The following is a 12,071-nucleotide window of genomic DNA, read 5'->3' as shown; positions in this document are numbered from 1 at the left end:
TGGCAGTTGGTGCGGATGGAGGGACTCGAACCCCCACGGTCTCCCGCCAGAACCTAAATCTGGTGCGTCTACCAATTTCGCCACATCCGCCTCTGAGCCAAACAGCATTCATTCGAACGCAACAAATCCGTCTCAGAAATTGAACCGCCCTCGAAAGCGCGCGTCTCTATATCATTCAATTTTGCCGGTTCAAAGGAAAAAAGCCATGCTTCCTGCATTGAACTGACAGCTTTCCCGGCTCACGATCCATTAAGCCAGCGCGCATGGCTGCGTACCTCTCTATATAGCGTTTTGGCGAGAGGAGCCAAGTCCGCCCAAGCGATCAGTAAAGCGGCTCCTCATAAAGCTGCCGCCCGTCGTCTCGCAGCGCTTTCATTACCGCCTTGCCGGCCTCATCAATCGCCACGACCGCTGTTATCTTGAGCGCGCGCTGGCTGTTCTCGATTGCGCGTCCCTCACCTTCGGGTACGTAATAGCGCTCAATACCGTAGCGAAGATGGATTGCCGCGTTCGGAACATCCGAAATGGGATAGGTAGTGTCTCCCCGAATCTGCACCTCGCCAGAAGCCAAATCATCAAAAGGCGCAAATGACGCCCGGGAGAAATGCCAGACACCGTTCTCTCCAGCTTTCAGGACGACATAAACAGAACGGGCCCCTTGTGCAGGCTGACCTTGAATATCCCTGCGAGAAACAGCCGAGATTTCATAGCGCAAGTTCACATAATCGCCGCGCATCAAGTCTCGTGGATCAACAGGTTCGGTCTGCAACACGACTTCATGGCCCGAACGCAGCACCGTCGCCCGTTTCTCGATTCCGGCATAGAGAATTCCTGTCTGCAACATTGCAGCAGTTGCTGCTCCGGCATAAAGCCATTTGCGCGGAAACATTTTCATGGCCGGCCTCCATTGGCATGTGCATGCCCGAAACGCTTCTCCATGCGGCGCACGAAGGCTGCGAGAAGCAGCACCAAAACGCCTGCCGTAAGAAAGAAACCCGATGTGCCGATCATCGAGCCAACTGTGGCAAAAGCCAGATAAAGCACTTCCACCGAAAAAGCCGCGTAGGCGATGGAACGCAAGCCACCGTTTTTCCGCCCGCACAGCGCAAGCGCGCCCACTGAAAGCGCGAGAATCAGGATTCCGCACAAGACGTCATTGGTCAGCATGCCATAGGCCGTGGATGAAAACAGACGGTCCATTTGCAGAATACCAAGCGCTAAAAGCGCCAGAAGCAAACCATAAGATGCCAGAGGATGCGCAAAACGGGTCAGCTTCTGAAGCGATTCATGGGCAAATGCATCGGCCATCATCAATGCGATGCCTGCGATAATCATTGATGCCAAAACGGCGCGGCTTTCATTTTCGCTATAAATCAGCACCGCCCAACCGATGACGAACAGCGCCCAAAGGTGAGCCGCGTGCCGGGAGCGGGTAAAAAGCGCGGTTATAATGCCGGTCAGAGCCAGCAAGGGCCCTGCCCAGCGATAAGTCAGATCGCCATAAGCGGGATCGATCATATATGTGGACAGGTAGAAACATGCCACCCCGGCCCCAAACGCCGCCAGCACGGGTGCACGCAAGAGAAAGGAAGATACAAGAACACCTCCCGCCCAAAGGATTGCAGCCGACTGCATATCGCCTGACATATGATACATCTGACCAACAAGTGCTATGCCTGCGCCAAATGATGCCGCGCCCACGATATAAAGAGCGGGCGGCAGGATTCTGTCGCCACGCGATTGCCGCCACGCGCCGCCCAGATAGCCTGCCCAGATCAGAGCGAATACCAGACCAATGCGCATGAGTCGCGGCATATCCTGCCAGTTGGCAGCGACAAGCATGATGACGGCGGCCCCAAGCAAAAGCCCGCCAAGACTGGCCAGCACCGCACCGAGGCTGAAACGTGGTGCGCTCTTTTCAAGGTCGGCATGAAGGCGCGATGCGGTTTCCCCATCGATGAGACCGTCATGCTGCCATCGGTCAACGAGGCGTTCTACGGAAATTGAAAACGACAAAACATCTCCTGAATATCGGCGCGCCTGCAAATTATAGTTCCAAATATTTGAGAACATACAGGAAACTGCGCCGCCAGCAAGCAGATAGAACCAATCGCTTTGCGGCAGATTTGTGCCCGGCTGTTCTAATCGATTTAGCATGGCTTGCATGCCCAGCAGGGCAGCTATGCAAACTCGGCCCTACAAGCTTTGAAAACAATGGCTTATATCATGGGCAACAAACGAGATGAATTGAACCGAACACCAGTTCCTCAACCGTGAAGGAATAGCACCATGAACCTTTTTCGCTCTTACAATAACTGGCGCCGTTACCGCGAGACCGTCAATGAGCTGAGCCAGCTTTCGACTCGCGAACTCAACGATCTGGGTATTTCCCGCGCCGATATTCCGCATGTCGCACGCCAGCCCAAGCATCGTTAATCGAACTTCGAATTTCCGGACCTGAATCCTCCTCCCATCAGGTCCGGCACATCGCAAGATATTCCTCCCATATTTTGCGGTAACAAGACCGGCTTCTCCTCCTCCCAATGCCGGTCTTACAATAATGGCATCCGTCGTTCCTCCCACGACGGATGCCATTTGTTTTTGTGATCGCGAAATCTCCTGCCTCTCTCCCATTGAAGACCGCCTTTAAAGGAGATAAAGAATTCGCCATGTCACAAGATAGTGCTTCCTCTCCCATTCACATTGTCGGCGGCGGCCTCGCCGGGTCCGAAGCCGCATGGCAGATCGCGCGCGCAGGCATTCCCGTCGTGTTGCACGAGATGCGTCCCGTTCGCGGTACCGATGCCCACAAGACAGAGCAACTTGCGGAACTCGTCTGCTCGAATTCGTTCCGCTCGGATGATGCGCAAACCAATGCCGTTGGCGTATTGCACGCGGAAATGCGTCTGGCCGACTCGCTGATTATGGCGTGCGCCGATGCCCATCAAGTTCCCGCTGGCGGCGCGCTTGCTGTAGATCGGGACGGTTTTTCGCAAGCGGTCACAGAAAAGCTGGAAGCCCATCCGCTGATAACCATCGAACGCGAAGAAATTGCTGGTCTGCCCCCAGAAGAATGGGGAACAACGATCATTGCCACCGGTCCCCTGACTGCTCCTGCCCTGGCCGAAAGCATCAGCGCAGAAACCGACTCAGATGCGCTGGCCTTTTTCGATGCGATTGCACCCATCATCCATTTCGATTCGATCAATATGGATATTTGCTGGTTCCAGTCTCGTTATGACAAGGTTGGCCCCGGCGGCACGGGCAAGGATTACATCAACTGCCCGATGAGCAAGGAGCAGTATGAGGCATTCATTGCGGCGCTCATCGAAGGCGACAAGACCGACTTCAAGGAATGGGAAGGCACGCCTTATTTCGATGGCTGCCTGCCGATCGAAGTGATGGCCGAACGCGGCGCGGAAACGCTACGCCACGGCCCGATGAAGCCGATGGGACTGACCAATGCGCATAATCCCACGGTCAAGCCCTATGCGGTCGTGCAGTTGCGGCAGGACAATGCGCTTGGCACGCTCTACAATATGGTGGGCTTTCAGACGAAACTGAAATATGGTGCACAGACCAATATATTGCGTATGATTCCTGGGCTTGAGAACGCAGAATTCGCCCGGCTGGGCGGACTGCATCGCAACACCTACCTCAATTCACCGGTGTTGCTGGATAATGTGTTGCGGCTCAAATCCCGCCCCTCCTTGCGCTTTGCCGGTCAGATTACCGGCTGCGAGGGCTATGTCGAATCCTCAGCCATCGGCCTGCTGGCGGGGCGTTTTACCGCTGCGGAAAAACTCGGAGTTGCGTTTACTCCGCCGCCGGTCACAACCGCTTTCGGTGCATTGCTAGGTCATATTACGGGCGGACATATTGTGGCAGAGGACGAACCAGGCAAGCGCTCGTTCCAGCCAATGAATGTCAATTTCGGACTTTTTCCGCCCGTGGACGTGCCAAAACCTGAAGGCAAGCGCCTGCGCGGCAAGGAAAAGACTATCGCCAAGAAGCAGGCGCTTTCTGCCCGCGCACTGGCCGATTGCCGCAAATGGCTGGGAATCGCCGATTAGTTCTGGAAATTCGCGCGCAGTATCAGCCACTGCTTGCGGATGGGCGAAAGATCGGCCACTCGCTCGGCAGCTTTGTCACCCAATCGCTCGATTGCCTTCAGATAAGCGGGAATGAGCGCCATCGGCAGAAATGCCGGACCAAGGCTTTTGGGTAAGTCTTTCTTCGCCTTTTCGAAGATGGCGAAATGCTCGCGCGCCAAGGCCAGCATGGCGCGGATTACGCGTTCATGCGCGGAATGATCCTCATTCCCCAGCATCGCCCCACGCGTGACGCCAACGGCCTGGAGCATATCGGCAGGTGCATAAAGCTGGCCGCGCCGCCGATGGACCGGCAAAAGGCGCATCAAACCGGTCACGGCCTGCGCAACGCCGGCATGGCCGATTGTTTCCGTATGCGACTGCGCCGCATCGCGGTCCAGAATGAAACCCGCAAGCTGGACCAAAGCCGATGCCGTTTCCCCGCAGTAACCTTCCAGATCGTTGCGGCTCGGCATGGGATCGTCGTAAAGATCGAAGATACGCGCCTCACAATAATTGTCGAACGCAATGCGCGGCAGATCGTATTTTTCGATTGCTGCGATCAATGCCGCTGCTATCGGGCTTGCATCGGCGCTTCCCCGCGCCTCTCCATTGATGAGATCGCGCCACCATTGCAGGCGCACCTCGCCGGGGAGCGGCTCATGCACGAGGTCACGAATGCGGGCGATTTCGGCGTTGAATGCATAAAGGGCCGCCAGTGCGCCGCGCTTGTCTGCGGGCGCATAGAGCACGCTAAGATAACGATCCCGGTCCGCTTCGCGCAGAAGGGTCAGGCAATGTGCCTCATTCTGGTTCATGGGTTTCAGTCTACAGCAAGCAGCGCCGCCGCGACTGCGCGATCTTCGGCCAGAAGCACATTATAGGTGCGCACGGCGGCACCTGTGCTCATCGGGTCGGATGAAATGTGATGGGCGCGCAGGACTGCGCGCACCTCTTCGGGGATGCGCCGCAAATCCATCCCGGTGCCGACCAGAAGAATTTCGATATCCGCTGCCTGTTCCAGAATCATGTCGATGTCCCGGCGCGAAAGGATCGGCGGCGTCTGCGGCTCCCAGCCATGAATGCCCGTCGGCAGGCAGAAAATCGATCCCCGGTGCGACATATCAGCAAAGCGAAAGCCGCCATTGCCATATGCATCAATAGGTGCGCGGCCCGGAAAATGAGCTTCGCGGATTTCTATGCCTTTTGCCATTACATGCTATCCAGATTGAGTGACTGCGCCAAATCCTCCCCCACGCCATCGTCATCTGCGGACCCACGCGGCTTGAGCCCAAACTGCACCAAGAGAGGTGCTGCGATGAAAATGGAGGAGTAGCTTGCCACAACGATGCCTACGCTAAGCGCCAGCGCAAAACTGCGAATATCCACGCCTCCAAATACATAGAGCGGAATATGCGCAATGAAAGTGACAAAGGACGTCAGCAGGGTCCGTGATAATGTCTGATTGATGGAAGCATCGATGATTGCGGGTAAGGGCGCGCTTTTATAGCGGCGTAGATTTTCGCGCACACGATCATAGATCACAATGGTATCATTGAGAGAATAGCCGATAATCGTCAGAATAGCGGCCACGCTCCACAGATTGAACTCCATACGGAAAACGATGAACATACCCGCGAGAATGATGACATCATGCAGGGTCGACAGTACCGCGCCAAGAGCGAGCTGCCAGCGGAAGCGAACCCAGACATAGGCAAAAATGCCGATCAGCGAAAGAATGACGGCGAGCAACCCTGCACGCGACAATTGTTCGGAAACGGTAGGGCCGACCACTTCAACGCGCCGGAATGAATAATCTTCCTCGAATTCACCGCGCAGCTTGACCGCAACCGTCTGCTCCGCATCGTCGCCCACTTCCTGGCTACCAATGATCAACAATGCCGAGCGGGTCGATTCGGCGGGGAGGACATGGGCGCTATCGATATTGAGTTCGGCTAGGCGATCATTGATATCCACAAGGTCAGCGTCGCCACTACGCGCCTGAAGTTCGACCATAGATCCGCCGCGGAAATCGATGCCATAGTTGAAGCCGATATTGACGAACAGAGCGACGACGATAGCGCAGGCCAGAACCGATATGCCCAGCGTGACGAACTGGAGACGCATGAAGGGAATTTTCGTAACCGTAGGGACGAGTTTGAGGCGGCGCTTTGGCACTTCCTTGGGCTTAGCTGTCCGCACCCATTGCGCAATGAGAAGACGCGTAAAAGTCAGCGTGGTGAATAGCGTTGTGCCGATACCGATGGCAACTGTCAGCGCAAAACCGTGCACCGCGCCCGAACCAAGCAGAAACAACACCATCGCCGCAATCAGGGTCGTCAGATTGGCGTCAACAATGGTCGAAAGCGCACGATAGAACCCCGATTCCATCGCCTGTACCACGGAATAGCCCTTGCGGCGATCCTCGCGCACGCGCTCATAAATGAGCACATTCGCATCGACCGCCATACCGATGGTAAGGACGAGACCAGCAATACTCGCAAAGCTGACCGACGCTCCAATCATCGACAAAATGGCAGTCAGAATGATGATATTGGCGAGAAGGGCAACCATGGCGATAACGCCGAGGATGCCATAGGAAAGCACCATAAACAGGCCGACAAGCACTGCTGCAAGAACGATGGCCAGTATGGCGGCGCTCGCATAATCATCGCCAAGCGCGGAAGCAATCGTGCGTTCTTCAAGCACCGAAACGGCCTGCGGTAAGGCACCCGAGCGCAGAACCACGGCCATATTATTGGCAGACGGCAAATCAAACGCACCAGAAATCAGCAATTCGCTGGTATCAAGCGGTTCATTTACAACCGGTGCGGAAACAACCTGGTTGTCCACCACGATTGCAAAGCGCGTGCCGAGTGCCTGCCCGGTCGCTGCGGCGAGATTGCTGCGGCCCTTCTCGTCCAGCGTCAGCGTGATGAGCGGCTCGCCATCGTCCGGCGATAGCGTTGCTTTGGCATCGGTGATATCCGCGCCGGTGAAAACCGGCTGTTTCTTCAGCAGGTATCCAATGGGGGGATCATCATAGGAATAGACAACCTCGCTATCGGCAGGCGGAATTCCCTGAATGGCGTCATTCGAGGACATGGAATCATCGACGGCGCGGAAAGCCAAATCCCCGCGAATGCTGAGAATATCCTTGAGAAGCTGCGCGTCATAAAGACCTGGAACCTCGACGCGAATCCGGTTGCGCCCCTCTTCCTCAACAATGGGTTTTCCATAGCCAAGCTCTTCAAGACGCTGGTGCATGATGGCGGCGGCGCGGGCTGTATCACCCTCGCCGGCATTCTGCACCCGAAGAACCAGACGGGAGCCGCCAGAAAGATCAAGGCCAAGGGAAACCTGCTGTTTGGGCAGGAAACCCGGCAGATTCGCCAATGTTTCACGCGAGAAAAAATTGGGGGATGCAATAATAAAGCTGACAATGACCGCCAGCCAGATCAGCGCCGTTTTCCAACGTGAAAAATAAAGCATAGAGCGGCAATTCCGTTTCGGCTTGAATCAAAGGAGCCAGAGCGCAAATTGCATATTGCTCTCCAGCGAATATGCATGGCTGCGCGCCATGCATCACTTTGCCGAACTCCGGTCATCGAAAGGCGTGTGGGACCAGCTCGAAAGGGCCGATGATTTCCGGAGCCCCGTTGCTCCTTGAAAGAGCTTACTTACTCTTATTGTCGGCTACCGGCTCGCCTTTGACGCGCACTTCCATCAAAGTGCTGCGCAGAACCCGAATACGGACGCCTTCAGCGATTTCGATTTCGATTTCGCCGTCATCGTTGACTTTCTGGACCTTGCCGACAATACCGCCGCCAGTCACAACCGTATCGCCACGGCGAACAGCAGCCAGCATTTCCTGGCGTTTCTTCATCTGCGTGCGCTGCGGGCGGATGATAAGGAAATACATGATTACGAAAATAAGAACGAAAGGCAGAATGCTCATGAGCATATCTGGTCCGAAAGCGCCGCCGCCGGGTGCCTGGGCAAAAGCCGGTGTTACAAACATCAGAAACTCCTTTAAGATCACGAAGACAATTATTTACGGCATTACAATGGTTGGTGCGGCAATTGCAACCGGCGAAGGCTCAACCGCGCCAAGGTCGCACACTTTTCCCGTAAGCTGTGGCATGTTAAGCCCTGTCCATCACTTGAGGGCATTAAATGACAACCGAAAATATACTCAGCCAGAAACTTGACCGCCTGATCGCCGCACTCGAACGCATCGCACCGCCACAACCCGCGATTCCCGATCTTGAAGCCGCCGATTGCTTTGTCTGGGCACCCGAACGCCTGACGCTCGATCCAGTCAAAAACGTCAATCGAGTGGATATATCGCTCATTCGCGGCGTCGATCTGGTACGCGACCAGTTGGTGGATAATACACGCCGCTTCGCCAAAGGCTATCCGGCCAACAACGTTCTGCTCTGGGGCGCGCGCGGCATGGGAAAATCTTCGCTCGTCAAGGCCGCACAGGCGAGCGTCAATGCGGAACTATCCAATCAGGCACCTTTGAAGCTGATCGAGATTCACCGCGAGGATATAGGCAGCCTGCCTGCGCTGATGAACCTTATCAAAGACGCGCCCTATCGCTTTATCCTGTTTTGCGACGATCTTTCCTTTGATCATGACGATACGTCCTACAAGTCGCTGAAAGCAGCACTTGAGGGTGGCGTGGAAGGTCGTCCGGGTAACGTGATTTTCTATGCGACCTCGAATCGCCGTCACCTCATGCCGCGCGATATGATCGACAATGAACGCTCGACGGCGATCAATCCGTCCGAAGCCATCGAGGAAAAGGTTTCCCTATCCGATCGATTTGGCCTGTGGCTTGGGTTTCATAAATGCAACCAGGACGATTATCTGAACATGGTGGACGGCTATGCGGCCCATTATAAGCTCGATTATGATCGGAAAAAAATGCATGCGGAAGCGCTGGAATGGTCGACCACCCGCGGAAATCGCTCCGGTCGTGTCGCATGGCAATATATTCAAGATCTTACCGGTCGGCTCGGAAAAACGATGTAATCAAAAAAGGCGGGTCATTGACCCGCCTTTTTTGAAGCTCTCACGCTCTTATTTGTTTTGACTCGCATCTTATCCGAAAACCGCTTCACACTTTTCGGGATACGCTCTAATCTTCTCAGGATTCCAGATATTTAGCCGGATTAACGGGCGATGAATCCTTGCGAACCTCGAAATGGAGCTTCGGTGATTTCGCCTTGCCGCTCATGCCGGACTTAGCGATATTCTCGCCCCGACGGACCTTCTGGCCGCGCTGCACCAGAATCTGGCTGTTATGGCCGTAGACGGTGACAAGGCCATTATCATGGCGAATGAGAACTGTCTGGCCGAACTCCTTCAAACCATCACCCGCATAGATGACCACCCCGTTTTCAGCAGCCTTTACCGACGTGCCTTCCGGAACCATGATGTCGATGCCGTCATTGACAGACGTGCCGTCACGCTGGCCAAAACTTGCCAATACGCGACCACGAACTGGCCAGCGCATCTGCGAAATGCCGGTGGAAGACGGCACAGCTGCCTGATCTTTTTCGGCTTCCTCAATGACCTTGTTGCTGGCCTGCGGCGGCGTGTAAGGCTTGACGTCCGCAGCGTCTGGCGGCGCCGAAACCGTCTTTACATTTCCGGTAGTCGCTGGCTTTTGCGGCTGCGGCGAGACGGCGGCTACTTGCGTCGCAGCGCCAGTGGCAGGAGGGATAACCAGTGACTGCCCGACGCGGATAGCCCCATTGGTGAGGCCGTTTGCCTTCTTCAACTGTTCGACTGGAACGCTGTGTTTTTGCGCAATAGAGAAAAGAGAATCTCCGCTCTTGACCGTATAGCCACTCGCCGAAGCGGTTTTCGGTGCATTGTTGGCAGCTGGCGCAGGCGCCGGGACAGCGGCAGTGTTGGGGGCTGGCAGCGGAACCCCGTCTGCGGTCGCGGGCAACTGGCCCAGCACCTTCGTGCCAACAGCGACATTGTTCGCCGCCCCAGCGGCACTCACCACTCTGGTTTCCGCATTTGCCGCGGCATTATTGACGCGGTTGGCGGCTGTATTCTGTGCTTCATACACCTGGTTTTGCGCCTGTGTCGCGGCAGCGGCCACAGGGGCGGAAGAGACTGGCGGAAGGCTGTTGCGCTGGACCGAACCGCTTGAAACTGGTTGCGCGGCAGCAACTGGCGCGGACGCATAGACATTATTGGAGGACTGCTGCACGACGCGCTGACTGGACGTGGAACCCGTATAAAGTCCATCGGTAAAGCGCATCGTATCGGCGCTGCATCCTGCACCAAACCCGGCAATCAGAACGATGGCTGCATTCCGCAGAAGGCGCTCGGACGTATGCTGCAATATTGGAAAACGCATGTTCAACTCGCCCACACTCTAGATACTCACTGGGACTGATTAAAACGCGTTAATGTTACTCGCTGGTTAAGAATCGAAATTTGCGCGCAAAAAAATTCATCAATTAGACACCATAATCACACAAGCACCTTCCAGCGAAGGCTCACAGCACGGCTGAAACCCCTTCTATAAAGGGCTGATAGCGCACCGGCATGATGTTTTCCTGCTCGAAACGACTTCCCACTTTCGCGATGCGCGTCACAATCTGCTGACCGTCACCGGGGCCAACAGGAGCGATCAAGACGCCATGAGTTGCCAGAAGTTCCACAAACTGGCGCGGCACCTCTTCGCAGGCAAGCCAGACAACGATGCGGTCAAATGGCCCGCCCGGAAAGCCATGACGGCCATCGGCATGTTTTACCATGATATTTTCGCGCTTGAGCGTAACAAACTGCTGCAAGGCGCGGTCGCACAGTTTGCGATAGCGTTCGACCGTAGTCACCCGACCGGAAAGGCTCGCCATGACAGCGGCGGTAAAACCGGAACCCGTGCCGATTTCAAGCACACGATGACCTGACTCCAATTGGAGCGCGGAAATAATGCGTGCCTGATCGTCAATGCCTTCCATATATGCACCGCAATCGAGCGGGGCAGTACGCGGACTATAGGCAAGATGCGACCAGGATGCGCTCAGAAAGCTTTGGCGCGGCGTCGATTCGACTGCCCCAAAAAGGCGGGCATCATCAATACCCCGCCCCCGCATGCGCAAAACAAAGGATGCAAATCCTTCTCTGTCCGAAAGCTGCTGGCGTTCAGACACAGCCTGATTCATGCTTCGACCTCAAGCACCTTGCTCAATTCAGCGCGTACCTTCTGCGCCGTCAGGTCGAGATGCAGCGGAGTGACGGAAATGTAATCCGCACGGATTGCCGCAATATCGCTATCCTGCGCAACTTCCGCCTTGGTGCGGCCAAACTGCAACCAGAAATAAGGAAATCCGCGTCCATCACGACGTTCGTCAAGCCGCGCATCGTGGCTAAGTTTGCCTTGTGCGGTTACGCGCGTGCCCTTGACTTCTTCCGGCGCGCAGTTGGGAAAATTGAGATTGAGCAGAACGCCTTCGGGCCAGCCAGCCTTGATCAGCTTTTTGATCAGAGCAGGCGCATGAGCCTCGGCAGTTTCCCAGGGAACGATGCGCCGATCACCTTCATAGTCGTACTCTTGAGAAAGCGCGATGGCGCGAATGCCAAGCAATGTTCCTTCCATGGCACCGGCAACAGTACCTGAATAGGTCACATCGTCAGCCATATTCGCACCGGAATTCACACCCGACAGAACCAAATCCGGCGGCTCGGGCAAGACGTGGCGCACGCCCATGATGACGCAATCAGTTGGCGTGCCGCGCAAAGCAAAGCGGCGGTCGTCGATCTGACGAAGACGCAGCGGTTCCGACAACGTCAGGGAGTGAGCAAGTCCGCTCTGGTCCGTTTCAGGCGCAACCACCCAGACATCATCGGAGAGCTGGCGTGCGATGCGCTCCAGAACTGCGAGGCCCTCGGCATGGATACCGTCATCGTTCGTCAGAAGAATACGCACGTCTTCACTCCTTTATCGAG

The 12,071-nt window shown here is 55.7% G+C and carries 12 protein-coding genes and 1 tRNA gene; 3 read left to right on the top strand and 10 right to left on the bottom strand.

What is annotated here, in order from left to right; genetic code table 11:
* Positions 1-7: 7 nt before the first annotated feature.
* The 3 genes from KUG47_RS05245 to KUG47_RS05235 form a co-directional block, all read right to left on the bottom strand.
* Positions 8-90: transfer RNA gene (locus KUG47_RS05245), tRNA-Leu, on the bottom strand.
* A 232-nt stretch (positions 91-322) separates the two neighbouring features.
* Positions 323-895, bottom strand: coding sequence for a GDYXXLXY domain-containing protein (locus KUG47_RS05240; protein WP_422718052.1), 573 nt, complete (start codon positions 893-895; stop codon positions 323-325).
* A complete protein-coding gene (locus tag KUG47_RS05235) occupies positions 892-2,016 on the bottom strand; it encodes a DUF2157 domain-containing protein (protein WP_217676844.1) in 1,125 nt (374 codons plus the stop codon). Before KUG47_RS05235 ends, KUG47_RS05240 begins: the two co-directional genes overlap by 4 nt.
* A gap of 273 nt (positions 2,017-2,289) precedes the next feature.
* Here KUG47_RS05235 and KUG47_RS05230 point away from each other — a divergent pair, with 273 nt between their 5' ends.
* Positions 2,290-2,436: a DUF1127 domain-containing protein gene (locus KUG47_RS05230; protein WP_217676843.1), complete on the top strand. Its 147-nt coding sequence runs from the start codon at positions 2,290-2,292 to the stop codon at positions 2,434-2,436.
* 233 nt (positions 2,437-2,669) lie between these two features.
* Positions 2,670-4,073: a methylenetetrahydrofolate--tRNA-(uracil(54)-C(5))-methyltransferase (FADH(2)-oxidizing) TrmFO gene (gene trmFO, locus KUG47_RS05225; RefSeq protein ID WP_217676842.1), complete on the top strand. Its 1,404-nt coding sequence runs from the start codon at positions 2,670-2,672 to the stop codon at positions 4,071-4,073.
* Here trmFO and KUG47_RS05220 read toward each other — a convergent pair.
* The 4 genes from KUG47_RS05220 to yajC form a co-directional block, all read right to left on the bottom strand.
* Positions 4,070-4,909: a phytoene/squalene synthase family protein gene (locus tag KUG47_RS05220; RefSeq protein ID WP_217676841.1), complete on the bottom strand. Its 840-nt coding sequence runs from the start codon at positions 4,907-4,909 to the stop codon at positions 4,070-4,072. The genes trmFO and KUG47_RS05220 overlap by 4 nt on opposite strands.
* Before the next feature lie 5 nt (positions 4,910-4,914).
* Positions 4,915-5,304 carry an Mth938-like domain-containing protein gene (locus tag KUG47_RS05215; RefSeq protein ID WP_217676840.1) on the bottom strand — a complete coding sequence of 130 codons (390 nt, stop codon included), beginning with the start codon at positions 5,302-5,304 and terminating at the stop codon, positions 4,915-4,917.
* A complete protein-coding gene (gene secDF, locus KUG47_RS05210; RefSeq protein WP_217676839.1) occupies positions 5,304-7,583 on the bottom strand; it encodes a protein translocase subunit SecDF in 2,280 nt (759 codons plus the stop codon). The genes KUG47_RS05215 and secDF overlap by 1 nt, the downstream gene beginning before the upstream one ends.
* Before the next feature lie 184 nt (positions 7,584-7,767).
* Complete coding sequence (yajC, locus tag KUG47_RS05205; protein ID WP_217676838.1) at positions 7,768-8,112, bottom strand: preprotein translocase subunit YajC; 345 nt, start codon at positions 8,110-8,112, stop codon at positions 7,768-7,770.
* Between the two features lie 155 nt (positions 8,113-8,267).
* Between yajC and KUG47_RS05200 the strand changes: the two genes are divergently transcribed.
* Positions 8,268-9,131, top strand: a complete 864-nt coding sequence (locus KUG47_RS05200; protein ID WP_217676837.1) for an ATP-binding protein — start codon at positions 8,268-8,270, stop codon at positions 9,129-9,131.
* A gap of 115 nt (positions 9,132-9,246) precedes the next feature.
* Here KUG47_RS05200 and dipM read toward each other — a convergent pair whose 3' ends face one another.
* The 3 genes from dipM to surE all read right to left on the bottom strand — a co-directional run bounded on the left by dipM (position 9,247) and on the right by surE (position 12,051).
* Complete coding sequence (dipM, locus tag KUG47_RS05195) at positions 9,247-10,476, bottom strand: cell division endopeptidase DipM (protein WP_254799277.1); 1,230 nt, start codon at positions 10,474-10,476, stop codon at positions 9,247-9,249.
* A 142-nt stretch (positions 10,477-10,618) separates the two neighbouring features.
* Complete coding sequence (locus KUG47_RS05190) at positions 10,619-11,287, bottom strand: protein-L-isoaspartate(D-aspartate) O-methyltransferase (RefSeq protein ID WP_217676835.1); 669 nt, start codon at positions 11,285-11,287, stop codon at positions 10,619-10,621.
* Positions 11,284-12,051, bottom strand: coding sequence for a 5'/3'-nucleotidase SurE (gene surE, locus KUG47_RS05185; protein WP_217676834.1), 768 nt, complete (start codon positions 12,049-12,051; stop codon positions 11,284-11,286). The genes KUG47_RS05190 and surE overlap by 4 nt, the downstream gene beginning before the upstream one ends.
* Positions 12,052-12,071: the final 20 nt, after the last annotated feature.

Origin of the sequence: Falsochrobactrum tianjinense (assembly GCF_019100495.1) — a bacterium.
Taxonomy (GTDB): domain Bacteria; phylum Pseudomonadota; class Alphaproteobacteria; order Rhizobiales; family Rhizobiaceae; genus Brucella; species Brucella tianjinense.
This window is presented reverse-complemented; position numbering and strand designations above follow the sequence as displayed.